Source organism: Salinicoccus carnicancri Crm (genome assembly GCF_000330705.1).
In the GTDB taxonomy this organism is placed as follows: Bacteria; Bacillota; Bacilli; order Staphylococcales; family Salinicoccaceae; genus Salinicoccus; species Salinicoccus carnicancri.
The window spans coordinates 427,175-452,649 of the sequence record NZ_ANAM01000001.1 but is presented as its reverse complement, the minus strand read 5'-3'; the positions used below and the strand labels follow the sequence as shown (position 1 = coordinate 452,649).

Sequence of the window (25,475 nt, the reverse complement as noted above, 5' to 3'; positions counted from 1 at the left end):
CTAGTTATCCCTGTAGAATATCGCGAGTTCCCCTGAAACGAACTCCGCCATGCCGCTGATTATGAACTCCATGACGACAATCGCGGCGATGACACCGACAAAAGCGAACAGTACGCCCACGATCTTGATGTCGTTCTCAATGAGATATGTCACGACAAAATGCGTGAACAGCACGATGGCGATGACGAGCAATATTAATAGTATAGTTATCATGGTTTCACCCCGAAACATCCAAACTGATTTTAACCCATTCCCTCAGACTGTTGATCATATATATCTGTACAGCCCCGGCTGCATATTTGGTGACAAGCTCTTCCTTTGTATAGCTGCGTTCCGAAATCACCCCTGCACGCATCAGGGAGCGGCGCATCACACCGCCGAGCAGTCCCTCGGACAGCGGCGGAGTATGGAAAGTCCCCGCTTCCTCCACGACCAGGCTGCCGATATTAAATTCTGTGATACGATGATTCTCATTATAATACAAAACGATGGGGAATTCATCGTCCACACTGTCATAGTGATGACGCACCGTCGTCTTGTGGCGGAGGAATTCCGCCGGTGCAATGATTGGCGCGGCCGCAAGTTTCGCGTGAGCCGCCTCCATTTCTTCAAGCGTCGCATGGCTGAGAGACACCCTGCCGGAGCTGTCGGCTTCGGCACGCAGTTTGAAATCCCCGGCTGCAAGTCCATTATCTTCCAGATAGGAAAGGACAGCCTTTTTGAACTCGGGCGCCTGCCACGAGAACGCAGCAGCAGAATCCCTGATGCGCGATTCATGGAGATCAAAACGCCTGATTATGCCATTCCGCAGGCTCATGGTTTCGATTAGGCGGTACACGCCGGAAGCGAGAAATCTTGTTTTCGCGACCATCTCTTCATACTCCGCAGCAGGATCGGAATCATATGTGATGCCTCCGCCGGCGCCGTATGTGAAGCGTCCGTCTTCCATATAGAGCGTCCGGATCGGCACGTTGAACACCGATGCACCTCCCGGGAACATGATTCCGAGCGTGCCGCAGTAGAACCCTCTCGGTGTGCTTTCCAGATCTTCGATGATGTCCATGGTGATCATCTTGGGCGCACCGGTGATGGAGCCGCAGGGGAACAAGGCTTTCATGATTTCAGGCAGCCCCGCTTCATCCGCAAGCTTCGCTTCAACCGTTGAAGTCATCTGATAGACCGTCTCATACTTTTCGATTGTGAACAGGTGCGGCACCGAAACCGTCCCCCTTTTGGCGACTTTGGACAGGTCATTCCGCAGAAGGTCCACAATCATCACATTCTCCGCCCGGTCCTTTCCGGACTCTTTCAGAAACCGGAAGCTTTCCCCGTCAGACACCGGATCACTGTGACGCTTAGAAGTGCCCTTCATCGGCCGCGTCCTTATGTGCCGGTCTTCATCCACTTCAAAGAACAGTTCCGGGGAACAGCTGACAATTGCCTTCCCTTCCCACGTGATGAACATTGCATAGTCTCCGTTGTCACCCGCGGTGAGCTGCTGGAACAACCCGTGCGGGTCCCCTTCAAAATCACCGCCGAGACGTGTCGTATAGTTCACCTGATATGTGTGGCCTTCCTTTATATATTCGCGGATCTTCCCGACACTCTCCATGAAAGACTCGCGGCTCTCAAGGAATCCGGCTTCCCCCATCCGGTAGAAGCCCGTGCCCGCATACTGCTCCAGAAACCTGCCCCTGTCCACAGGTTTGTCAAAGACCCCGATGATGAAGTCACCGGACTCCGCTTCATAGGACAGTGCCAAAATCACATATCTGCCTTCCGCTGAATACTCCGCAGCCCGGCGGAGCGCCGCATCGTATGTATGCCGCTCAGGTGTCATCACTTCCAATGGATTGATGAAATAAAAGTCTTCTACCCTGTCATTTCTTTTGAATTTCGTGTGTACGTACATGATGTCCACCTTCCATTACCGTCCTGATGAATGACTCCAGCTGCTTTTTGCCATGCTCGGACAGGATCGCTTCCGGATGGTACTGGAGCCCGGCAATATCATATTCCTTATGGCGGATGGCCATCACCACACCGTCCCCGGTCCAGGCGGAAACCTCAAAGCCCGGCGGGACTTCCCCCTCCGCCACCAGTGAATGGTAGCGCGTCACATTGAACGGCGAGGGAATATCCCCGAACATCCACCCGCCGTCATGGATAGCGGCCGAGATATGCCCGTGGACGGGACGCGCACCGCGTCCGACAGTCCCGCCCGCCATGTGCCAGATCATCTGATGGCCGAGGCATATTCCCAGGATCGGCACAGTACCCCATGCATCCTTTATGAAATCAATCACTTCCGGCCTGTCCGCCGGATGGGAGGGCCCCGGCGAAATGACGATCCCTGAAATATCCAGTTCCTCCATCATCCCCCCATGGAGCGCCTCCGGTTTTGTGACGATCACTTCAATATCCCAGGCGCTATCCTCCATATAGTGGACCAGATTGTATGTAAACGAGTCATGGTTGTCTATCATGAGAATATTCATTGCTTCACAGGTTTCCTTTGCTTTTATTTTCTACATTTTACCACAGAATGGCATCATGCAAAAATATGTCCCCTATCAGTCCTATGATGGATGAAAAAATATTTACAGTATTGTACAATGGATAGCAGCACCTTTTCGGAAATCGAAATAAAATGTTCCGGAATATATAAAATCTTAAGAAGAAGGTTGAAATTTAATGTCAGAAACAAAACAGAAAATATGGACAAAGGACTTCACCCTCATCGTCATCGCCAATTTCTTCATCTTTGCCGCGTTTCAGATGACGCTTCCGACCCTGCCTTTGTTCGTCCAGGAAATCGGTGCAAGCGACCGCTGGATCGGCATCGTCGTCGGCATATTCACATTCTCTGCGCTCCTCATCCGACCGACGGCGGGCAAGATGCTCGATACGAAAGGACGGGCGCCCGTCTTCCTGACCGGCCTCGTCATCTTCGTCATCTCCATGTTCTCGCTGGCGGCCAGTTACACGATTGCCATCCTGCTGCTGGTCCGTATCATGCAGGGCGCCGGCTGGGGGCTTTCCAGCACATCCTCCGGTACGATCGCAACGGACCTGGTGCCGAAAGAACGTCGCGGAGAGGGGCTGGGATACTACGGTTTGAGCGGTAATATCGCGCTCGCCTTCGGTCCGGCCCTCGGACTCTTTTTGACAGACCATATATCATTCACGATGCTTTTTTCAATCTGCGGCATACTCGGTTTCACCGCACTCATGCTCGCACTTAACATCAGATACAAAAAAGGGGAGAAACCGGAACAGGATCCGAAGACCAAAGACACATATGTCCCGCATTTCGACATTGTTGAAAAACGGGCACTGCCGGCGGCATCCCTCCTGTTCTTCATCACCGTCACATTCGGGGGCATCGCCACATTCCTCCCCGTGTACACGTTCCAAAAAGGATTCGATTCACAGTACATCCAGTTCTACTTCGTAATCTACGCAGCATTCCTGATGCTCTCAAGGCTCTTTGCCGGCAGGCTCTATGACAGGCGCGGCATCGCCGTCGTCTTCGTACCGGGGTCACTGTCCATCATCGCCGCCATGATCATGCTCGGTTTCCTGCCGAACCCTGCATACCTGTTCATCGCAGCCGCACTCTACGGATTCGGCTTCGGGTGCGTACAGCCCGCACTGCAGGCATGGGCCGTCAACCGTTCAGAGAACAACAGGCGCGGCATGGCAAACGCCACATACTTCTCAGCCTTCGACCTCGGCGTCGGGTTCGGGGCGATGATGTACGGATTCATCGCAGAAGCATTCGGCTACAGCACCATCTATTTCACCAGCGCGTTCAGCGTCACACTGTCCCTCATCCTGTTCATCATCATGATGAACAGATTAAACAAAGAACAATCCAATGCACCCGGCATATAAATCCGCCCTTTTTAGTTTATCCCTCTTGATAAGGGGGAACTTATTTACTAGAACAGGAGTTTATGAGTATCCATTCTTTATTAACCAGGGAGGAATTGATAATGGGTTGGATTATAACGTTGATCGTAGGCGGTATCATCGGTTGGCTCGCAGGTCTTATTCTAGGTAAAGATGTACCGTTCGGCATCATCGGCAACATTATCGCAGGACTCGTCGGCGCATCCATTGCAAACGCCCTCGGTCTCAGCTTCGGACCGACACTCGGCGGCATAAGCATCATCGGCGGACTGATTGGTGCAATCATCCTGATTCTGATTGTGTCATTCATCATGAAAGCGATGGGCGGAAGCAAAGCATAGTACGAACGAAGAATTCCCTCCGGGACAAAAGTCCCGGAGGGAATTTCTTTGTTGTTCAGAAACGTTCCTCTTTGCGGGTTTCTTCAATCAGCCAACGATCCTTTTTGGAATCTGAAAGTGCACGCTCTTCCCGTTCCTTTTTCAGCTTATCCAGTTCTATCTGCATCTGTTTGTTCTCCAGGATATAATTCTCCTGTTTCAATCGCTCTAATTCTTTCTTCTCCTCAAGCTCCTTCAGTTCAAGCTTCTTGTCCTTCTGGTTAAATGTACGGCTGATTGCATACAACGGTATGGAAAACACCATCACGACCGGAATTGTAGCGACCAGAAATTCCAATATGCCCACATCTCCCACCTCTTATCCTGTTAGTAATATTTTACCATATTCATCCATCCCGATGCCTAGATTTCCATGAATATGTAGCCGGATCTTTAAATTGATATCCCCTTTACTTATAATTGATATAACCATCATTTAGAAAGTGGGCGTTTAGATGCAAGTGAATCCGGACAATCTTTTGAATGCGTATGAAAGAGGGTTTTTGGACAGGAACACCAACAAGGTGTCACATCACCCTCCCAAGCTGATCATCAACTCCAATGAAGAAAATATCCTTTCCCCGATCCTCGATGAAATGGAAATATGTGATTCCTTCATCATCTCTGTCGCTTTCATCACTGAAGGCGGGCTTGCCACTTTGAAGTCAACACTGTACGAACTTGGCAGGAGGAATGTCAGGGGACGGATAGTGACTTCCACCTATTTAAACTTCAACAAGCCCAAAGTCTTCCGGGAACTCATTAAACTGAAGAATGTCGATGTGAAAGTGACAGACCAGGAAGGTTTCCATGCGAAAGGTTACATATTCAACAACAGAAAATACAGTGCGATGTTCATCGGCAGCTCCAACCTGACTGACACTGCCCTGAAGAAAAATTATGAGTATAATCTGAAACTCACCAGCCTGGAAAACGGGGAAGTCATCAATCATTTCAATGAGAATTTCGAAGCACTTTGGGACGATGCCTCCCCTGTGGATGAGTCATGGATTGAAAAGTACGAGGCGGACTACGAAGAAGAACCGGAGCGCCGGAAGATCATCCAGATTATTGAAGACCAGTCCAAATATGAATATAAATCCATCATCAAAGACAGGATCGAGCCGAACCTGATGCAAAAGGAAGCCCTGACGCAGCTCAGGAACCTGCGGGAGGCAAATGAAAACAAGGGGCTTGTCATCTCAGCGACAGGGACAGGAAAGACCTACCTTTCAGCTTTCGATGTAAAACAGTACAAGCCGAAAAGGATGCTGTTCCTCGCCCACCGAGAGCAGATACTGGATAAATCCAGGAAGGATTTCTCTTCCCTGATCGACGAACCATCTTCCGCTTTTGGCATCTATAGTGGGAATCAGAAGGACACCGATGCCAAATATCTTTTCGCAACGGTACAGACGCTTTCAAAGGAACATAATCTGAAACAGTTCAATCCGAGTGATTTTGACTACATCATCATCGATGAAGCACATCGCTCCGGTGCTGCTACATACAAGGATATCATCGATTACCTGCGCCCCGGTTTCCTCCTGGGAATGACCGCCACTCCCGAGAGGACTGATGATATGGATATATTCTCTTTATTCGACTATAACATCGCCTATGAAATCAGGCTGCAGCAGGCACTCGAAGAGGAGATACTCTCACCATTCCACTACTTCGGTGTCACAGACTTTGAACAGGACGGAATCACAATCGATGAAACTGCATCACTTTCCCAACTGGTAAATGGCGAACGCATCGATCACATCACAGAAAAAATCGAATACTACGGCCAATCCGGAGAAGAGCGCCGTGGGCTCATGTTCGTCTCCAACAGGCAGGAAGCTGCTGAAATGAGCCATATGCTGAATGCACGTGGCTACAGGACCATCCCCCTTACCGGAAAGAATTCGCAAGAGGAACGACGCAAAGCTGTCCGAAGACTCGAGTCCAATCAGCTGGATTATATCATCACGGTGGATATATTCAACGAAGGGGTTGATATCCCTTCGATCAACCAAGTTGTCATGCTGAGACAGACACAGTCCAGCATCATATTCGTCCAACAGCTAGGACGCGGACTCAGGAAGCATGAACATAAAGATTATCTGACTGTCATAGATTTCATCGGCAACTATAAGAACAACTACATGATACCGATCGCACTCACAGGTGATAAATCCTACGACAAAGACCGGCTCAGAAAAGCGATCAATGCACGTAATCCGATATCCGGGGTTTCAACAATCAACTTCGAAAAGATTGCCAAAGAGAAGATCTATAGATCGATCAACACCTCCACCTTGAATTCCCAGAAGTTCATGCGCGAGATGTATGTCTATTTGAAAAATAAGATCGGCCACCGTCCAAACCTGACAGACTTCAAAAGGGACAAAGATACGATGGACCCGCTCATCATCTTCAGCAAATTCAATCACTACATCGAATTCCTCCAGAAGATGAAAGAGGTCGACGTTACCATACCCGACAGCCATCATCGTATACTGACATTCATTTCCCAGGAAATATCCGAAGGTAAACGGGTCCAGGAAACACTGTTGATATTTGAAGCGATGCAAGGTCCGGTCAATGTACGGGAATTCCAACTGAAGATGGCCAAGGCAGGCTACCACATGACAGACTTGACAATGAAATCAATCATAGGTGTCCTGACCCATCGATTCTTCAAAAAGCAGGAGCAGGACAAATACGGCTATCCACTTGTGGATGTGGATGATGGGACGCTTTACCTCACCCCTGAATTTTCTGAAATGTTGGAAGAGGACATCATGAAGAAACAGGTTGAAGATGTGCTCCAGCTGGCGCTGCTCAACTCGGAGGACTATGATCAGTCAGAGGAACTCTCATTGAACAGTAAATATGGCCGGAAGGATGCCTGCCGTCTACTGAACTGGGACAAGGATGAAGCGTCCACCATGTACGGTTATAAGTATAAGCATGGGACTTGCCCCATCTTCATCACCTACCATAAAGACGATGAAATCGAAGAGACGATAAAATATGAGGATCAGTTCCTCGACCAGCATACGCTGAGATGGTTTACACGGAGCAATCGAAGGTTGGATTCCAAAGAGATCAGGGATATTTTGGATGACCATCGGGAACATGGGCTCCCGATCTATATCTTCGTCAAAAAGGATGATGACGACGGAAAAGATTTCTACTATCTTGGAAAAGCGGAGATCGACTATGAAACCGTTGAAGAGACAACGATGAACGGCCTCAAGCCCGTGGTCACCATGAACATGATGATGGAGCATGCTCTGGATTATGATATCTACAGATACCTCGAGGCACATACCCACTAAAAAACGAGTTGCGGAAAATGATCCGCAACTCGTTTTTCATCTTATTCTCCGTTCTCGTCTTCATCGTCCGGGTTATCCCGGTTATGGTCTTTCAGCAATGCGACCTGCTTGATGAGGTGGTTTTCCATATCAAGCACGATCCACTTGTCGTTTTCTGTGTTTACATAGTCGTCGACTTCGATGTCTGTGTTGATGCTCTGTATCCAGCCGCCGATCGTATCGATGTCCTCGCTCTTGTCGAATGTGATGTCGAATTTTTCTTCCAGGTCATCGAGCAGCACGCGGCCGTTGATGTGGTAGATGTTATCTTCGACTTTGACCAATTCGGGTTCTTCGTCTTCATCGAACTCATCCCGGATTTCGCCGACGATCTCCTCGAGGATGTCCTCCATCGTTATCATGCCTGCCGTGCCGCCGTATTCATCTATGATGAGTGCGATATGGACGCGCTCTCTCTGCATTTTGACGAGTGCATCGCTGATGCGTGACACTTCTGTTATGAGTGGCAGTTCGTGCATGTATTCTTCCGGTGTGACGTCTTCATCGGATACGTGGTTGGTAAGGAACTCTCTTACGTTGATGAATCCGAGAATCTGGTCTTTGTCGCCGGTTGAATCTGCAACGGGGTACCTTGTGAAGTTATGCTCCTTGACGGTTTCCAGGACGTCATCGATATTCACCGGATCTGTCAGGGTGATCATCTGTGTTCTAGGCACCATGATGTCTTTGGCAAGCCTTTCGTCGAATGAGAAGATGTTCTGCATGTATGCCAGTTCCGTCTGGTTGATTTCCCCGCTCTGATAGCTCTGGGTCATGATGATCTTGAGTTCATCTTCCGAGTGGGCCTGTTCTGTCGGTACGTCTTTGAAGCCGATGATCCTGAGCAGCAGTCTGGATGTACCGTTCATGGACCAGATGAGCGGCTTCATGATGACACCGAAGAAATACAGCGGCCCTGAAAATGCCATGGCCATCTTTTCTGCATACTGTATGGCGACGGTCTTCGGCGCAAGTTCACCGACGACGACGTGTATGAATGTCACGATGAAAAATGCAGCCGCTACAGTGAACACTGTATTGAGTTCCTGGGGCAGGCCGAAGAACGAAAACAGGGGATGCAGAATGACTTCGAATGTCGATTCACCGATCCACCCGAGTCCAAGGGCTGTCACTGTGATTCCGAGCTGGCAGGCGGACAGGTAGTAGTCCAGCTTTGCGGTCATACCCTGCACACGCTTTGCCGGCCTGCTCCCTTCCTCCACAAGGTGGTCTATGCGTGACTTCCTTGACTTTACCAATGAAAACTCAGAGCCTACAAAGAGCATTGTAAGCAGTATGAGCAATGTAAATAATACTAAATTTATTAAAGTGGATATGTCCAATTAGTTCCCTTTATATAAAGGGATTCACCTCCGGTAATTTTGACTACAATTTTCCATAAAAGCGCTTTCTACTCTGACTTCTTTCCTGCTGTCAATATTGCGCATCAACACTTGATTCTGCATATCAGCTTTCAAATTCGCCTTCCCAATTGTAGTCACCTCCACTTTTGCCATAATAATTAAGGGTATTCTATCATAATTTCATGCACTTTTACCACCTATATACATAACATTCATAAATATTTCATGGATGAAAAAGATCCGGTCGCCACCGGATCTTTGAGTCAGTATCCTTTTATGAATCCAAACCCGACTGTACCATGTCCGGTATGCACACCAGCAACCGGGACAAGCGGTTCTACGATGAGTTCCAGGTTTTCAAGACGGGATTCGATGCGCTCTTTCCAGTCATGGATCAGCGATTCATTGCCCGCATGGACAATGGCGAGCGTACGCACCGCATCTTCTTTCACATGCTCTTCCAGGCTGTTCATCACGGCGTTGATGAGTTTCTTTTTCGTACGGACCTTTTCACCGACGATGACTTTGCCGTCTTCGAACATCAGTTTCAGATGGATATTAAGGAGCGACGCCAGCATGGACTGTGACGCGGATACACGCCCGCTCTTCCTCAGCTGGCCGAAACTCTGGGGAAGCAGATACAGTTGTGCCTGTTGCGCCATATCCTTCACTCTCTGTACCACACCAGGCAGAGATTCGCCGGAACTGCGCGCTTCAACCACGGTATCTATCATTTTTCCGAGCGGGTAGCTTCCGATGCGTGAATCTATAACGTGCAATGTCTTTTGGACCTCGGCCGAAGCGCTGAGCGAACTCTGGTATGTGCCGGTAAGTTCGCTTGAAGCATGGATCGCCACGATGGAGTCGTACGCCTCATCCTTATCGAGTGATTCATATACTTCCATGAACTCACCGAACAGGGGCTGTGATGTCTTCGCCCCTTCCCCGCTGTCTTTCAGCATGTCATAGATCTCACCGGTCGTTGCATCAGCACCTTCCCTGTAGGCTTTCCCGTCAATGATCACTGACATCGGCAGCACCCTGATATCATGCCGGTCGATATATTCCTTTGACAGACCTGCGGCAGAGTCTGTAACAATTGCGATTCTATTCATTAAATCACTCTTTCCGAAATCATTCTGATTTACTCCAAGTTTAGCATTTAAGGCTCCCGTTTACTATAATTTATCGGCATACCGCATGACAGCCTCATATACGGCACCCCCGCGGACCATCAGACTGCTGTAGTTCCCGGATTCGATGATGCGGCCCTCTTCCATATAATGGATCTGGTCGAATTCATCCAGTCTGCTGAGGTCATGGGTACTGACGATGACAGTATCCTGTGCCATGACCCGGTCCCAAATCTTCTGTTTCAGCCTGTCGTCAAGGCGCGCGGTCGGTTCATCCATGATCCACCATTTCCGGTTTTCCACCATCATGCGGATGAAATGAAGGCGCTTCTCCTCACCGCCCGAGAGCCTGCCTGTATGGGTGATCATCGTCTCCGGTGCATAATATGCCATCTCCAGTGTTTCGAGATGATGCCGTATGGTTTCAGGGGAGACATCCATATGTCCGAACATCGTGATGTTGTCTTCTACAGTGGCATTGTAGAAATCGAGGTGCTGGGGCATGATCGACGCATCCTGCCGGATTGTGCCTGCTGTTTCGCCGTCCCCTCCGTAAAGATGGACGCTGCCACCACCCTCTATGATGCTGTTAAGGAGCGTCGTCTTGCCCGATCCGCTGCTGCCGATGAGCGCGTGTTTCTGCCCTGCGTCAAAGACCGCAGTGACATCCTTCAATACATCAGCAGCCGTGCCCCGGTACTTATAACGGAGACCTTTTATATATATCCTTCCGATGCCTTCAGATGCCTCCGTTGCAGGATCCCGGGTGGTATCTTCGGCATCCAGTTCCCCGACTGCATCTTTCACCGACCGATATCTGCTCGCCGGCTGCATGACAGGAATCACCTGGTCGAAGTAGCTCAGTGCGAGCAGCATGACCATAGGAACGAGCATTGGTATTTCCCGGTACATGGTGAAGATGATCAGGGTCAGTACGGCAATTTGGATGATATTCGCAGCAAGGACCATCAGGCTGTCAAATAGGTCCTGACGGTCTTCACTATGCCTGATCCGGGACAGATAGCCGTCCAGCTTCACTTTATGGCTTTTTGCCCTTTTTGTCACGAAAAGGTCGGTATAGTCATGGATATAGTGATAGAGTTTCATATAGAATGTGCTGTCCGTCTCCTCCCTCCGTCCGGCTTCCTCATGGTTCAGCCTTTCAAAAAGCTTCGGAACCGCAAAAAGGAGGAGGAGCGATGCCCCCGTCATCAGGAGAACGCTCTCAATATTGATATAGCCGGCGAGCATGATGAGGATGAGCGTGAGCAGCGCTGCTGTGATATACGGGTAGATGATCCTGATGTAGTAGTCCTCCACGCGGTCGAAATGCTGGTTCAGCCGCTGGATGAATCTGGCGCTGTGCGTGTCTTCATCGAGTGCAAGAGACTTCCTGAAATAGTTCAGCCGGAGCCTGCCGATCATCTGGAATGTTGCTTCGTGTGACAGGAGCCGTTCGATATACCTGAAGGCCCCCTTCATCATGCCGAACAGCTTGATGACCGCAATGATCAGTATTATGACGAAAAACGGCGGCTCGAAGAAACTCAGACTGATCATATAGCCGCTGAGGCCGAACAGCGCCACACCGACGAGTCCGCCGGCAAGGCCGAGCAGGATGCTGTAGAAGACCTGTTTCCTTTCTCCTGTAAGATATCCCATCAGTGCCCTCCTTCCTGCGGTACGATCCGCCCGTCGCTCAAGGTGTAATGCCGGTCTGCTATCTTCAGCAGTTGCCTGCGGTGGACGACGGCGATGATTGCAGCGTCTTGTTTGAGTTTTTCGAGGTGGTCCATGACGAGTTGCTCAGTTCTGGCGTCCAGGAACTCGGTGGGTTCATCCATCAGGATGATCCCCGGCCGCCGTATCAGCACCCGTGCCATTTTGAGCCGGACGATTTCACCGCCGGACAGGGGGATGCTGTGGTTCACAATCCGCGTATGGATGCCTTCATCCAGGTTATTGATGCTTTTTGTCATGCCAAGTTCATCGAGTATGGCCGAAACCTCCGCCTCTTCGTAATTACCTTCCGACACATAATCATATATGGTGGTATCCGAGAAATACACCTGGTCGGATATATAGCCGATATCATCACTTCTGACCCACACTTCGCCCTCTTCAGGACGGTGCAGTCCCAGAATGGTTCTGAGCAGTGTCGTCTTGCCTATCCCCGAAGGTCCCGTAATCGCTGTAAACCCGGCGGACGGCACTTTCAGGTCCGTCTGAGCAAGGAGAGTGGTGGTGTTGTGCCCGATGCTGATGTTCTTCAGTTCCACAGCATTTCCATCTGTACCGATCAGTCGGTAATCCGTCTCCCCGCCCTCTTTTTCGAGCCATTCCTCAATCACTTCCAGATGCCCCTGTGCGAGCTTGCCGTTGTGGAATTCTATGCCGAGCACTTTCAGTGCGTTATAAAATTCAGGGGCAAGAAGCAGCGTAAAGAAGGCTGCGTAGAAAGTGATGCTTTCGAAGATGATGATCTCGAGCCCCACTTCAAGCGCAATCAGCCCGATGCCGAGTATTGTGATGAACTCAAGCATCAGGGTGGACTGGAACGCATACTTCAAAATGGCCATCGTGTCTTTGACATATCTTTCATTGAACGCCCTGAGGCGCTCCGCCACAGTCTGTCCCGACTGCGTGTCCCTCACCGTGTTCTTCCCGCGGATCAGGTTGAGGAATAAAGTGCCGAGCGCATCGAACTGGGTGGCACGGTCCTTTGATTCGTCTGCCGTCCTGAGCCCGACAAGCACGTAGTACAGTGGCACAAAGGGGGCGGTGAACAGCATGATGAAAGCCGCAGCCCTGTGGATGAAGAACATGGCGATTATTATGGTACAAAGCCGCACCAGGGTCTGGATGATCGTCGGGATGAACACTTTCTCGAACGGACGATATTTTTCAAGGTGCACAAAGACGGCATTCATCATGGATTCCGAATATTTCACGGTCCTGTCGTCAATTTTTCCGAGCACCTTCTGCCCGAGCCTTTCAATGCGCGCATTCGCCGTCCGCCGGCTCACGACCCTGTACAGAAACGTAAGCAGGGCAGACAGCGCAAAGAATCCGGCCATCCACATGACATCGGCCGCCCCGGGGGGATTGCCCCCGATCACGATATCCGACAGCACCTTTGAAATATTATGCCCGAATAATATGAATGCACCGACTGCACCGAGGCATAGCAGCACATACAGTACCAGTTGTCTTACGGGTATATTGATTTTCATAACATTCCTTTCCAGTTACAAAAAACGTGAAGTTGCCTCCACGTTTATCCCCCGATATAACTCATATTGATTTTTTTGCGTTGTCTGCGGCGTTCGGCGGTAATCTCCGTCCGCAGATCCGAATAACGGTCATCCCTTCTGTTCCATACACCCGTCAGCGTCTCTTTGAGCCGGCGATCCGATATCCCTTCTCTGAGCAGCGTCCGTATATCGAAACCGTCGGTTGCAAACAGGCAGCCGTAGAACTTGCCGTCGGATGACAGCCGTGCCCGTGTGCAGGTTGAACAGAAGCTTTCCGAAACACTTGTGATGAAGCCCAGGTGGGACTCTGCATCCCTGTGGCGGTACACTTTCGCCACTTCGCCGTAATACGCCGGCTCAAGCGGTTCCAGGTCGAATTCGTCCTGCAGTGTTTCAAGTATCTCTTTTTTTGTCACCACTTTATCGAAGTTCCAGCCGTTGTCATTTCCGACATCCATGAATTCTATGAAGCGGAGCGTTACCGGCAGCGTTTTGAAGAACCGCGCCATCGGCAGTATTTCATGTTCGTTCAGCCCCTTTTGCACGACCATGTTGATCTTTATCTTAAAGCCGATGGATATCGCATATTCTATCTGTTCTATGATGCGTGATGTTCCGATGCCCCGGTCGTTGATTGCACCGAACAGCTCGTCATCCATCGCATCCAGGCTGATGTTCAGGCGCCTCAGCCCGGCATCATACAGTTTCTGTCCGTGCTTTTTCAACAGCATGCCGTTGGTCGTCATGCCGATATCTTCAATTCCCGGAATATCGGCAAGTTTTGCAATCAGTTCGTGGAGGTCTTTTCTGAGCAGCGGTTCACCACCTGTGATCCTCAGTTTTTTCACACCCAGTTCCGCATATATACGGGCGATACGTTCCAGTTCTTCGAATGACAGGAGTTCCTCTCTTTTCATGAACTCAAAATCATCACCGAAAATCTCTTTCGGCATGCAGTATCTGCACCTGAAATTGCACCGGTCAGTGACCGATATGCGCAGATCCCTGATCGGTCTGCCGAATTTATCTGTAATTGATTCGACCATAGTTCCCCCTCCCTAGAGGATGTCCATCCTCCGGTTTATATTTACCAGTGCGTCCCCATGCACTCCATGCGCCGTTGCGTCCAGTGTTGCCGTTTGCCTGTTTTCAAGAAATGCACGCATGCTCAGCCTGTGCGTTTCAAGCTGTGTTCTCAGTGCCCCGGCGAGACCCTCCCCCTGATAGATTCCGATCAGAGGATGGATCTGCCCTGCTTCCTCAGTAAGTATGAGCGTCTCCTCATAAGCCTGTGCCACCCCGTGCAGTTTCAGAAGCCATCCGGCCGGCACATAGGGCGTATCGCACGAAACTACCATGAGCCTGCAGCCGGGGCGGTGTTTTGCAGCCGCATATATTCCGCCGAGCGGCCCTTTATCCAGGAACCCGGGCAAGTCCGTCACTGTCTCGTAGCTGAATGAGCCGGCGAGCCTCCTGTTGGTGCTCACCATGATCTCCTTGACTGTGCCCGATTCCTTCATCGCCTCTGCAATATGTTCATACATCGGTTTCCCCCGAAGTTCATAAAGTGCCTTATCTTCACCGAATCTGGTGGAGTTCCCTCCCGCCAGGATCACTCCGACGGTTTTCATCATCCGCCGCTCACAGGCGGGATCAGTGCCACTTCGTCAGCCGGTGAAATAATATGGGCATCTTTGACAAATGATTCATTGCAGGCAATCTGGAACACATCTCCTGTTATCTGCGGAAATTCTTCATACATGAGTTTTCTCAGGTTCCCTGCCGTAATCGTTTCCTCAACAGGCAGTGTGATGCGGCTGTTTCCGATCTTTTCCTTCAGGCCGGCAAAAAGCAGTACATTCATCACTTATCCTCCTCCAGACTGGAATGATACCGGCGCGAATCCCCGATCCATTCTTCGCCGTCTTCCCATATTTCCTTTTTCCATATCGGTACGGTTTCCTTGATGCGCTCGATGGCATATTCATTGGCGCGGTAGCTGTCCTCGCGGTGCGGAGCGCTCGTGACGATCACCACCGCGATGTCGGATATTTCAAGCTTGCCTGTGCGGTGGGCGATCGTCGTGATCACACCCGGCCATCTTTCACTGATCTCCTCACCGATCTCGGCAAGTTTCTTCTCCGCCATCGGCTTGTAGGCTTCATAATCCAGGTGCACGGTGCGCGTACCTTTCGTCCATTCCCTGACATGGCCAGTGAACATGCAGACCGCCCCCTGGCTCCCGTTGATTGCATATGAATGATATTTACTGATATCGAGCGGCTCTTCTGTAATTTCATATTGTTTCATATGTCAGAACTCCATTCCCTGAACCAATCCATTATTCTCTCTTCATCATACCTTATATCAAAGGTCTTTAATACATTCTGAAGGCCGATATTATCAACATTTGTATGACCGTGCCGGAATGAATGGCTCAGAAAGATCTTGGGACAGCCAAGTGCTTTGTAGCCTTCGATCAGTACGCAATCGACGCCCTCACCCTCGAGATGCGCGAGCTGCCATTTCAGCTCGGGCACCTCCCTTTTCACCTGCATCGACATCCCGGGGGTGTTCAGTATGCTGTAGTCGGCACCCGAACGGGTGAAGGATTCACTGTCGGTCCTGCTTGCCATGACCACATCGTCATCATGATGACTTTTGATGACCGCGACTCTGTGCCCCTCTGCCTTGAGGCTTTCAACCATGCGGTTGACCACGGCTGTCTTTCCGGAGTCCTTGTATCCTGTAATCTGGAGGATCTTCATATGTCAAAACGGTCCGTTCCCGTCGTCATATCAGTCATCATCACCCTGACGGCATCCCCTTTTTCAAAGCCGCGTGTACCGCCCGGCAGCACGATGATACCGTTGCTTTTGGCGATTGAGGTCACGGCATTGGATTTGTTGAAGCCGGATGGACGCGCCATGACCCGGCCGTCACGGTATTCGATCTCCGCCCGGATGAAGCGGGTGAACGGATTCGCTTTGCTGAAGCCCTCATCCAGGACACCCTCCACCACCGGCGCATAGATTTTGTCATGCCCCATCATCTTAAGAAGCGCCGGACGCACGAACAGCTCAAACCCCGAATAGCAGGCCGAAGGGTTGCCGCTCAAACCGAACAGAGGCTTATCGCCAAGGACACTGACCGTCGTCACGCTTCCGGGACGCATGCCGACCTTGTTGAACAGCTCGACCGCCCCGAGATTTTTGTACAATGCCGGCAGATGATCGTAATCCCCGACGGACACGCCGCCGGTCGTAATGACCGCATCGACTTCCGAAAGCATCTCACGGACGCGCGCCGTCAGCGTATCCAGGTCATCCGCCTCAAGTTTATACAGCCGGCCGTCGATATTCATGCGCTTCAGCTGACTCTGGATCATCGGCCCGTTCGAATTGCGGATCTTCCCGCGCTCAGGCGGGTCATCGACATCAAGCAGTTCACTGCCCGTCGACATGATGCCGACCACCGGCCGGCGGTATACTTCCACGCTGCTGTAGCCGAAAGTGGCGAGTGTGGCGACGGTCCCCGGATTGACGAATGTCCCCTCCGGTACGATTACATCACCGGTTTTGCACTCCTCACCCTGCAGCGCAATATTTTCATCCGGGCTGAACGTTTTCCTGACAGTGAACCCGCCCTCTGTCTCTTTCGCCTGTTCGAACATGACGACCGCATCCGCGCTCCTGGGCACTTCCGCCCCGGTCATGATCCTGAACGCCTCATTCGGTGCGAGCACGTAGTCGCTGCTTGCGCCTGCCGGGATTTCCTCCACCACTTTGAAGGCGATCCGGCACTCGCCGGATGCCCCGGTACTGTCTTCCGAACGGATGGCGAACCCGTCCATCGCGGACTTGGTGAACAGCGGCACATCGTCTGTCGCTGTAAGACCGGCCGCCAGTATGCGCCCGTAGCTCTCAGTATAGGGAACCCTCTCTTGCGGCAGCCGCCCGATATTGTCAATTACTCGGCCGAGGGCTTCCCGGACGCTGATTGGTGTACGGTTGATCGTCATTCTATCCCTACTTTCATCACAATTATTTTGTTATACTCATTATAATGGAAAGGGTGTTATAAATGTCAGAATTCAGTCATTTCAACCAGGAAGGCAGGGCCCGCATGGTCGATGTCTCGGATAAGGATATAACCGCTCGGACTGCCGTCGCCAAAAGCATACTTGAAGTCACTCCGGAAATTTACCGGGGAATTACAGAAGGCACTGTCAAAAAGGGGGATGTGCTTGCGGTTGCACAGGTGTCTGCAGTCATGGCTGCGAAAAACACTGCCCAGATCATCCCGATGTGCCATCCGCTGCCCCTGTCGGGCATTGATGTCTCATTCACATGGGAAACAGGCGGTTCATATTTGCTGCACATTACGGCAGCAGTGAAGACCACAGGCCAAACCGGCGTCGAAATGGAAGCACTGACAGCCGCTTCGGCTGCCGCACTCACCATCTACGATATGTGCAAGGCCCTGGACAAGGGCATGGTCATCAGGGAAACACAGCTGATGGAGAAAACCGGCGGAAAGTCGGGTCATTACAGACGGGACTGAATCATTTATGCAGCTCGTGCACACAATGGTTCAGCTCAGGGGCGACGAGCCGTTCCATTGCGAGAGTCACGGCCCCGGATGAACCCGGCAGTGTGAAGACCACAGTGCTTCCGATGGTGCCGGCCACCGCCCTTGATAATATACTCCTTGAACCGATGTCTTCAGTGAAACTGAGCATGCGGAATATTTCACCGAATCCTTCAATCTCCTTGTCGAATAAAGGCCGCACCGCCTCTATCGTCACATCACGCGCCGCAATGCCGGTGCCTCCCGTCGTGATGATGGCGTCGATGCCCCTTGCGGCAAGAGCCTCTACAGCCCGGCTGATTTCCTCCATGTCATCCGTGACGATGATATAGTCCGCCGGAGCCACTTCCGCGTTCATTTCCCGCAAATATTCAAGCACTTTCCGGCCGCCTTTGTCCGTCTCCTTCGTCCGCGTATCGCTGACGGTAATGACGGCCGTCTTGATGGTGCCTTCAACCCTGTCTATGATGCTCATGATCATCCCTCCCTGTATGTCTAGCCGAACAGCTGATCGACCAGCGTTCGTGCCCGGTCGATACCGCCGGTATCATGAATCAATATCCGGCCGTTGTTGAAGCAGACCAGCCGTGCATCATCATAGTAGAACTCACTGAAGTACGGCGTCCGGTTGACTTTAATACCCATCTTATCCACTGTTTCATCCACTGACGCTTTGGTGATGCGCGCATCCATCACCTGAACCGTGTCACGGCCGCAAAGTTTCAAAGTCTGGCCGGAAGGTTCGCTGAGTGCAGGATAAGAAGGATACCCGCCGCATGTCTGACACGTTTCCTCCTTCATCCGGTCGATGCAAAATCGGCTGTGCTCATTTTCCCATATATCGCCGATCCGCATGTAATGCGGCGCATGATACTGACCGGTCAGTATTTTGAGCGCCGTCGTCACCTGTTCCGATACCGCCATCTGGACCGCCGGAGCAATGATGCCTGCTGTATCGCACGTCAGGGTGGAAGACGGCAGGACCGGCACCAGGCAGCGGTAGCAGGGCGTTACTTCCGGCACGAAGCCGCAGCTGCTGTATGAAGCCTCGACACATGCCGCAAACACCCACGGGAGCCCAAGCTTCCAGGCCACATCATTGATGAGGAGACGGGTATCGAAGTTATCCGTCCCATCCAGGATGATGTCCGCCCCTTCTGCAAGGGACTCGAGAAGCGGGCCGTCACAATGCCCGATATGGACATCGAGTTCGAGGTCCGGACGTATCTCGAGGAGCCGCTCCTTCGCCCCCACCGCTTTCGGTGTCTTTTCCCGGGCATGGCGGCGGGAGAACAGCGTCTGCCGCTGCAGGTTCGATACCTCGACATAGTCCCTGTCCACCAGGATGATCTTTTTCACCCCGGCACGTGCCAGCATTTCCGATGATACCGAACCAAGGGCCCCGGCACCTATGATCAGTACCGTCGCCTCCATGACCCGCCTCTGCCCTTCAGCGCCTATATTTCTGTATAGAATCTGCCTTGAATACTGTTTCACTTCATCACACTCATTTGTGTAAATTTATTGATGCCTTCAAACTCCATTATAAACCATTATAAATGGAATCAAAAAAGTTTGATATTCGTCACCTGCCGGAGTCCTGAACGCCCGCTTTTAAGAGTATGTTACAGTACTGTAAAGATTTCGTATACTTCCGTTAAGCTATGATAAACTGAAACAGGTGAAGTACATAATAAAATGATTCCCCAATATGAAAGGAGCCACTGGCATGCGAAAGATACTGGTAGTTGATGATGAACCATCAATCGTAACGCTTTTGAAGTTCAATTTGGAGCAGTCCGGCTATTCGGTGCTGACTGCAGAGGACGGCAACACAGGCCTTGATCTTGCACTTGATGAAAAGCCGGACCTCATCGTTCTCGATCTGATGCTTCCCGGTATGGACGGCATGGACGTCTGCAAAACCCTGAGGCAGGAGAAGATGAATACCCCCATCCTCATGCTTACGGCAAAAGATGAGGAGTTCGATAAGATTCTGGGTCTCGAACTCGGCGCCGATGACTACATGACAAAACCTTTCAGTCCGCGGGAAGTCGTTGCCCGCGTCAAAGCGATACTGAGAAGGAGCCAGGTGGAGGTGCTTGCCGAGAAAGCGGAGGAGAAAGTAATCACCATCGGCGACCTGGAAATCCACCTGGATAAGTATTATGTCTATCATAAAGGCGAGCTGCTCGTCCTCACACCGAAAGAATTCGAACTCCTGCTCTACCTGGCGAATCACAAGGGCAGGGTCCTGAGCCGTGACCAGCTTCTGAACGGTGTCTGGGACTTCCATTATGACGGGGATACGCGCATCGTGGATGTACATATCAGCCATCTCAGGGAAAAGATCGAAGAGGACTCGAAACGGCCCGAATACATCCGTACAATACGGGGCTTCGGATACAAACTCGAAGGACCGGCGGAATGAAAAGTCTCTGGCTGAAAATCTCCCTGGCGTTTTTCGGGCTCATACTCGCGCTCACCCTGGTGCTCTGGTTCCTTCTGGCATCAATAATGCAGAATGCCTATACGGAAACCACAAGGGAACATCTGATTGAAAATGCGGAGATGGTGTCACAGATCATCATTGCTACAGAGGCAATCGAAGACGGGGAGCGGCTGCAGGATTGGGTGAGCAATTTTGATGCGCCCATCGAAATGCGGTTTACGGTCATTGACGAACGGGGTGAAGTTATTGCTGATTCGGAGAATGACCCCGCCACGATGGACAACCACCGGAACCGCCCGGAATTCGAAGCTGTGCTTGAATCCGGAGATGAATACGGAGAGACCATCCGCTACAGCGAGACACAGGATTTGAACATGATGTATATTGCAACTCCTGTAGCGAGGGGCGGGGAGACCGTCGGGGCAATCCGCACTTCCCTCTCCCTGCAGATCATCGACCAGACCATGAACAGGCTCTGGCTGTCGCTCACTCTCGTCCTCGGCATCATGCTCGTGCTGACGACCATAGCCGGCATCCTCATCGCACGTGGCATTACGAAACCGATTGACAGGGTCATGGATGTCACCAGACGCCTCAGTGAAAAAGACTACAGCAGCCGCGTGAACACGAAAGTCAGCGGTGAAATCGGCGAACTCTCGACGGCTGTGAACACGCTCGCCTCCAGTCTGCAGCGCCAGATGACGGAAATCCAGGAAAACGAACAGCAGCTCACCAGCATCATGTCCAACATGGTCAGCGGTGTCATGCTCGTCAATCAGAACGGCAGGGTCGAGCTGGTCAACTCAGCGATGGAAAGGTTCTTCTCACAGCATTCGGAAAACATCATCGGGCAGCAGTTCGACAAAGTCGGAGAGGGCATCGGCATCGGCGAACTGATTCGCCAGGTGTTCGAAAGCAACAGGAAAGTGCATGACGAAGTCCATTCGTACTATCCGGAGGAACGCATCATGGATGCCCACCTGGCCCCGTATTACGGTCAGGGCTGGCAGAAAAAGGGTGTCATCATCGTACTGCATGATATAACGGATATACGGCGTCTTGAAAAAATGCGCAGTGATTTTGTCGCCAATGTATCTCACGAGCTCAAGACACCGGTGACCAGTGTCAAGGGATTTTCAGAGACGCTCCTATCCGGCGAGGTCAAAGATGAAGCGACAAAAAGACAGTTCCTGAAGATTATCCATGATGAAAGCCAGCGGCTTGACCGTCTGATCAGGGACCTTCTCAACCTCTCCAAAATAGAGAGGAAGGAAATCCCGCTGAACATCGACCGGGTGGATATTGCAGAACTGATCCATGAAACAGCAGTCACCCTCGAAGGGGCGGCAGAACAGAAACAGACACAGCTCGTGCTGCCCGGGGAAGACCGTCCGGTCATGCTCGAAGCGGACCGCGACCGGCTGCGCCAGATCATACTGAACCTTATCGCCAACGGCATCAACTATACGCCGGAAAGCGGCACTGTCCACGTGAGTCTCCGGGAGAACCTCTACGAAGTCAGGATGATCGTGGCTGACAACGGCATCGGCATCCCCGAGGAGAGCCTCGACCGTATTTTCGAACGCTTCTACAGAGTGGATAAAGCACGCACGCGCCATTCAGGAGGCACCGGCCTCGGACTTGCAATCGTAAAGCACCTCATCGAATCACATAAGGGGCGCATCGAAATCGAGAGCACCGAGGGAGAAGGCACAACCATCACCGTCATCCTGCCGAAAACACAGGACCAGGACAAGTAGATTCACAACGAGGCCGGGACATAAGCCCTGAAGATATATATAATCGATTATACTTCAAAAGACGGACGTTGGACTTCTCTGGGAATAGCATCTGCGTGAGACTACAGGCTCACGCGATGCCCCGGAAAAGCTAACGTCCGTCTTATTTATTTATGACGGGAATAGTTTTGTCCCAGCCCCGTTCATTTTTGGATACCATTCTGGAGAAATTACAGGCGGACAAGGCATTAAGTGGATGAAGTCATGAAAAAGTCCCGGGGCCCAGCCTTATACGTCATCCCTGAACTTTTGATTTCACCCTCCGGAACAGTATATTGTTCTCGAGATGGATGTGATCGAGCGTGTCCCTCTCGAGCCTCTCCAGTCTGTCATAAACCAGCCTCAGCACCCCGGTGGCTTTCGTATATGGAGTGAAGTCATTCGTGATTTCACGCAGTCTGTGGAAGAAGTCGGTGATGTCCCTATGCTCATTCCTGATTTTCTCCACGCGTGGTTTGAGTGCTTCGCGCTTACTTTCCGACGGATTGCCGATATAGGATTCGAGCAGCGGGAAGACGTTGACATCCTCTTCCCCGCAGTGCTCCTCCATCGATTTTCTCAGGCTTTTGAATATTTCCCCCACTTCTGAAAGTGATTTGTTCTGATCCGCCACCTTCTCCACATATGGGGCAAGCACCGGCAGTTCATCCTTAAGGTCTTCATGGTAGCGCCTCTGTATATATTTGATGATGCTCAGCTCATCCATATATTTTATGTCGATGCCGTCGGTATTCTCTGTATCGAGCCCGTTCACTTCATAGAGGATGTTCTCCAGCGGGACACCCTGTTCAAATGCGGCATCGGAAAGCTTCCGGTCTCCGCCGTTGACAAAATCTATATGCATTTCCCTCAGTATAGCCCCTGCCTTTGGCACTTCGGTCACCGTTTCCCCCAGCGTCATATTTCCAGTTATCGTTTTCACTATGCATTCCTCCTCATTTATTATTCCTAATACCTTAATCACAGGAAAATTAAACAGGGCACCATGTGGCTCCACACAGTTTAATGCAACATTTGCATGGGTATATTATAATCATGATATAAGTAACGTTGGAGGTAGAAGTGATGAATGATAAAGTGAGAATGGCGGTAACACTGTTACCTGTCATACTTGTCCCCCTTTTCAATGAGCGGAACCGGATAAAAGAACATCCGGATATACAGAAAATCGGGTCCGCATCTGCAGATGCATACCACACAGCCAAAGACAGTGGCACGACTGCTGCCCGGGCTGTCAAAAATGCAGGCACGAACACATACAATACAGGAAAATCCGCAATTTCCACAGTTGGCGGGGCAATTTCCGACAGACGCCGCATGACGGCCTACAAAAAAGAGATGAAATCCTACAGCAAAAGTGTAAAGGAAGAGGATTCCCTTCTCAGGAAGTTTGAAAAAGAAAAAGAGAAGCACCGCAGGAAACGGCTGTCTGACAGCGCGGAGATCAAAGTGCCGAAAATCATGCAGTCCCACAGCCAACCGGACAATGATGAGAAATCGGATCTGATGACGGTGGACAGTGAACATGTTAAAGCCTTTTCACCCGACCCCGGGGTCTATGCAGAGAAAAAATCGCTTCCCGACAACTACGGCATAGCCAGATCCTATGAGGCAGCTCATCCAGAAAGCCGTTCCAGTCTCAGCAAACATGATGAGGAACGCCTTGGTCTTGACAACAGCGAGTATTCAGAAGAGAATTATATCGAAGAAAATAACACTGAAAAAGGAATGGGCAGTATGACGGACAGTATCAATCCATATATCGAAGAAAAAGTGAAAGGTCATCCGGAGGAAAGCTATGAAAGCGGCGCGCTCCACAGGGAGCATAAGCAGGCACTTGATCCGCGCGGCACTTCATATAATAAGGTGCAGCAGACTGAAGCTGAAAATTCCCTGTTCAACAGGCATCGTGCGATGCAGGAGCAGAAGGTGACTGAACATGGCCGTAAAACGGGGCTCGACAGTGCAATGTCCAGGTCGAAGTATCAGCAGAAACTAGACAGGAAAATAGACAGGCATCTGGATAAACATCATTCCTGAGCGGATGGCACCTTTAATAATGACAGGAGTTTGCTGAATGGAGATTAAGAACATCACTGTATTCTGCGGCGCACGTACGGGGAATGATCCCATCTACATCAAATCGGCCTATGAACTTGGAGCGTATCTTGCGAAAAGCGGCATCGGTGTCGTATACGGCGGCGGTGCCGTCGGTCTCATGGGCGCTGTCGCCGATGGTGCCCTTGACAACGGGGGAAAAGTGACCGGTGTCATCCCCCAGTTTCTCGTGGACCGGGAGATGGCACATGAGAAAGTCCAGCACATGGAAGTAGTACAGACAATGCATAAGCGTAAAGAACTGATGGAGGCGCTCGGGGATGCGGTCATTTCGCTTCCCGGCGGTGCCGGCACACTTGAAGAGTTTTTTGAGGTATTTACCTGGGGACAGATCGGCCTTCATGAAAAGCCAATCGGCCTTCTGAATGCAGGTGGCTTCTATGATGAGCTGCTTCGATTGTTCGGGAAATTGATTGATGAAGGATTTCTCCACGAAAAATACATGGGTCAGCTTTTCGCAGGACAAAGCGGCAGCGAGCTGCTCCTTAAATTCAAAGGTTTTACGCCTGTGGAAGTCAGGACCTATGACGATATAAAACGCCGATGATCACAAGGGGAATCGTCGGCGTTTTTCCAATTCTATATGATAGATTACATGTTTTTTCAAAGAATGGCCGTCAACGATCAGCGGATGATCGAATTCATCCATCTTTTCCATTCCAATCTTCTTCATGATGTTTATGGACGGCAGATTGCGCTCTGCTGCAAGTGCATATATTTCCTTTATGTCGGTATGGCGTTCGGCAAACTTCAGGACGCCGCGGGCAGCTTCTGTGGCAAACCCACGGTTCCAATGCTTCTTCGAAAACCGCCAGCCGATCTCGATTCCCGGCAGCATTTCCAGGCGGAATGGCCCATCCTCCTCCAGTACCTGCAGACCCGTGAAGCCTATGAACTCACCGGTATCACGGCGTTCCACAGCAAACAGTCCGAAGCCCCTGTCCTCGATATCCTTTTGTATTTCCACGGCCAGCTTCTCCGAAACTCCGGCTGACAGGACATTCGGAAAATATCTTCTGACATCCCGATCCATGTTCATCCTGACGAATTCCGGGATGTCACTCTTCTTCCAATCTCTCATTATCAGCCTTTTTGTCTTGAT

At 51.0% G+C, this 25,475-nt stretch carries 26 protein-coding genes; 8 read left to right on the top strand and 18 right to left on the bottom strand.

Features of this window, described 5'->3' with window-relative positions; all coding sequences use genetic code 11:
- Genes C792_RS0102425 through C792_RS14125 form a run of 3 tightly spaced genes read right to left on the bottom strand, consistent with a single transcriptional unit; the run spans nt 1 to nt 2,498 of the window.
- Nucleotides 1–213, bottom strand: coding sequence for a hypothetical protein (locus tag C792_RS0102425; protein WP_017547848.1), 213 nt, complete (start codon nt 211–213; stop codon nt 1–3).
- A 4-nt stretch (nt 214–217) separates the two neighbouring features.
- On the bottom strand, nt 218–1,912 hold the full coding sequence (gene pabB, locus C792_RS14130; protein ID WP_017547847.1) for an aminodeoxychorismate synthase component I: 1,695 nt from the start codon (nt 1,910–1,912) through the stop codon (nt 218–220).
- Complete coding sequence (locus tag C792_RS14125; RefSeq protein WP_017547846.1) at nt 1,881–2,498, bottom strand: anthranilate synthase component II; 618 nt, start codon at nt 2,496–2,498, stop codon at nt 1,881–1,883. The genes pabB and C792_RS14125 overlap by 32 nt, the downstream gene beginning before the upstream one ends.
- A gap of 196 nt (nt 2,499–2,694) precedes the next feature.
- Between C792_RS14125 and C792_RS0102410 the strand changes: the two genes are divergently transcribed.
- Nucleotides 2,695–3,897: an MFS transporter gene (locus tag C792_RS0102410; RefSeq protein ID WP_017547845.1), complete on the top strand. Its 1,203-nt coding sequence runs from the start codon at nt 2,695–2,697 to the stop codon at nt 3,895–3,897.
- Between the two features lie 101 nt (nt 3,898–3,998).
- Nucleotides 3,999–4,256: a GlsB/YeaQ/YmgE family stress response membrane protein gene (locus tag C792_RS0102405; RefSeq protein ID WP_017547844.1), complete on the top strand. Its 258-nt coding sequence runs from the start codon at nt 3,999–4,001 to the stop codon at nt 4,254–4,256.
- Nucleotides 4,257–4,311: 55 nt separating this feature from the next.
- Here the strand turns inward: C792_RS0102405 and C792_RS0102400 are convergent, their stop codons facing one another.
- Nucleotides 4,312–4,602: a hypothetical protein gene (locus tag C792_RS0102400; protein WP_017547843.1), complete on the bottom strand. Its 291-nt coding sequence runs from the start codon at nt 4,600–4,602 to the stop codon at nt 4,312–4,314.
- A 148-nt stretch (nt 4,603–4,750) separates the two neighbouring features.
- Between C792_RS0102400 and C792_RS0102395 the strand changes: the two genes are divergently transcribed.
- Nucleotides 4,751–7,624 carry a DEAD/DEAH box helicase gene (locus C792_RS0102395; protein WP_017547842.1) on the top strand — a complete coding sequence of 958 codons (2,874 nt, stop codon included), beginning with the start codon at nt 4,751–4,753 and terminating at the stop codon, nt 7,622–7,624.
- A gap of 41 nt (nt 7,625–7,665) precedes the next feature.
- On the opposite strand, the gene C792_RS0102390 is transcribed toward C792_RS0102395, so the two are convergent.
- The 10 genes from C792_RS0102390 to C792_RS0102345 form a co-directional block, all read right to left on the bottom strand.
- Nucleotides 7,666–9,006, bottom strand: coding sequence for a hemolysin family protein (locus C792_RS0102390; protein ID WP_026090191.1), 1,341 nt, complete (start codon nt 9,004–9,006; stop codon nt 7,666–7,668).
- A 284-nt stretch (nt 9,007–9,290) separates the two neighbouring features.
- Nucleotides 9,291–10,142, bottom strand: coding sequence for a DegV family protein (locus C792_RS0102385; protein ID WP_017547840.1), 852 nt, complete (start codon nt 10,140–10,142; stop codon nt 9,291–9,293).
- A 63-nt stretch (nt 10,143–10,205) separates the two neighbouring features.
- Nucleotides 10,206–11,822 carry an ATP-binding cassette domain-containing protein gene (locus C792_RS0102380; protein ID WP_017547839.1) on the bottom strand — a complete coding sequence of 539 codons (1,617 nt, stop codon included), beginning with the start codon at nt 11,820–11,822 and terminating at the stop codon, nt 10,206–10,208.
- Complete coding sequence (locus tag C792_RS0102375; RefSeq protein ID WP_017547838.1) at nt 11,822–13,393, bottom strand: ATP-binding cassette domain-containing protein; 1,572 nt, start codon at nt 13,391–13,393, stop codon at nt 11,822–11,824. The genes C792_RS0102380 and C792_RS0102375 overlap by 1 nt, the downstream gene beginning before the upstream one ends.
- Nucleotides 13,394–13,437: 44 nt before the next feature.
- Nucleotides 13,438–14,460, bottom strand: coding sequence for a GTP 3',8-cyclase MoaA (gene moaA / locus C792_RS0102370; RefSeq protein WP_017547837.1), 1,023 nt, complete (start codon nt 14,458–14,460; stop codon nt 13,438–13,440).
- Between the two features lie 12 nt (nt 14,461–14,472).
- Entirely contained in the window at nt 14,473–15,048 is a 576-nt protein-coding gene (gene mobA / locus C792_RS0102365; RefSeq protein ID WP_017547836.1) for a molybdenum cofactor guanylyltransferase, read from the bottom strand.
- A complete protein-coding gene (gene moaD / locus C792_RS0102360; RefSeq protein ID WP_017547835.1) occupies nt 15,045–15,278 on the bottom strand; it encodes a molybdopterin converting factor subunit 1 in 234 nt (77 codons plus the stop codon). Before moaD ends, mobA begins: the two co-directional genes overlap by 4 nt.
- Nucleotides 15,278–15,724 (bottom strand): molybdenum cofactor biosynthesis protein MoaE, encoded by a 447-nt coding sequence (locus tag C792_RS0102355; protein WP_017547834.1) that lies wholly within the window; start codon nt 15,722–15,724, stop codon nt 15,278–15,280. Before C792_RS0102355 ends, moaD begins: the two co-directional genes overlap by 1 nt.
- Entirely contained in the window at nt 15,721–16,182 is a 462-nt protein-coding gene (gene mobB / locus C792_RS0102350) for a molybdopterin-guanine dinucleotide biosynthesis protein B (protein ID WP_017547833.1), read from the bottom strand. The genes C792_RS0102355 and mobB overlap by 4 nt, the downstream gene beginning before the upstream one ends.
- Nucleotides 16,179–17,435 carry a molybdopterin molybdotransferase MoeA gene (locus C792_RS0102345; RefSeq protein ID WP_017547832.1) on the bottom strand — a complete coding sequence of 419 codons (1,257 nt, stop codon included), beginning with the start codon at nt 17,433–17,435 and terminating at the stop codon, nt 16,179–16,181. The genes mobB and C792_RS0102345 overlap by 4 nt, the downstream gene beginning before the upstream one ends.
- A gap of 62 nt (nt 17,436–17,497) precedes the next feature.
- On the opposite strand from C792_RS0102345, the gene moaC reads away from it, so the two are divergent.
- Entirely contained in the window at nt 17,498–17,977 is a 480-nt protein-coding gene (gene moaC, locus C792_RS0102340; protein WP_017547831.1) for a cyclic pyranopterin monophosphate synthase MoaC, read from the top strand.
- A gap of 1 nt (nt 17,978) precedes the next feature.
- Here the strand turns inward: moaC and C792_RS0102335 are convergent, their stop codons facing one another.
- On the bottom strand, nt 17,979–18,479 hold the full coding sequence (locus C792_RS0102335) for a MogA/MoaB family molybdenum cofactor biosynthesis protein (RefSeq protein ID WP_017547830.1): 501 nt from the start codon (nt 18,477–18,479) through the stop codon (nt 17,979–17,981).
- 20 nt (nt 18,480–18,499) lie between these two features.
- Nucleotides 18,500–19,501: a ThiF family adenylyltransferase gene (locus C792_RS0102330; RefSeq protein WP_026090190.1), complete on the bottom strand. Its 1,002-nt coding sequence runs from the start codon at nt 19,499–19,501 to the stop codon at nt 18,500–18,502.
- Nucleotides 19,502–19,733: 232 nt separating this feature from the next.
- On the opposite strand from C792_RS0102330, the gene C792_RS0102325 reads away from it, so the two are divergent.
- Nucleotides 19,734–20,435, top strand: a complete 702-nt coding sequence (locus C792_RS0102325) for a response regulator transcription factor (protein WP_017547828.1) — start codon at nt 19,734–19,736, stop codon at nt 20,433–20,435.
- Complete coding sequence (pnpS, locus tag C792_RS0102320; protein WP_017547827.1) at nt 20,432–22,216, top strand: two-component system histidine kinase PnpS; 1,785 nt, start codon at nt 20,432–20,434, stop codon at nt 22,214–22,216. Before C792_RS0102325 ends, pnpS begins: the two co-directional genes overlap by 4 nt.
- A gap of 274 nt (nt 22,217–22,490) precedes the next feature.
- Here pnpS and C792_RS0102315 read toward each other — a convergent pair whose 3' ends face one another.
- Entirely contained in the window at nt 22,491–23,177 is a 687-nt protein-coding gene (locus C792_RS0102315) for a DUF542 domain-containing protein (RefSeq protein ID WP_017547826.1), read from the bottom strand.
- A 143-nt stretch (nt 23,178–23,320) separates the two neighbouring features.
- Here C792_RS0102315 and C792_RS0102310 point away from each other — a divergent pair, with 143 nt between their 5' ends.
- Together C792_RS0102310 and C792_RS0102305 are read left to right on the top strand one after the other, a co-directional pair.
- Complete coding sequence (locus C792_RS0102310) at nt 23,321–24,295, top strand: hypothetical protein (RefSeq protein ID WP_017547825.1); 975 nt, start codon at nt 23,321–23,323, stop codon at nt 24,293–24,295.
- Nucleotides 24,296–24,332: 37 nt separating this feature from the next.
- Nucleotides 24,333–24,920 (top strand): LOG family protein, encoded by a 588-nt coding sequence (locus C792_RS0102305; protein WP_017547824.1) that lies wholly within the window; start codon nt 24,333–24,335, stop codon nt 24,918–24,920.
- Here the strand turns inward: C792_RS0102305 and C792_RS0102300 are convergent, their stop codons facing one another.
- Nucleotides 24,921–25,454 (bottom strand): GNAT family N-acetyltransferase, encoded by a 534-nt coding sequence (locus tag C792_RS0102300; RefSeq protein ID WP_245537503.1) that lies wholly within the window; start codon nt 25,452–25,454, stop codon nt 24,921–24,923.
- Nucleotides 25,455–25,475: the final 21 nt, after the last annotated feature.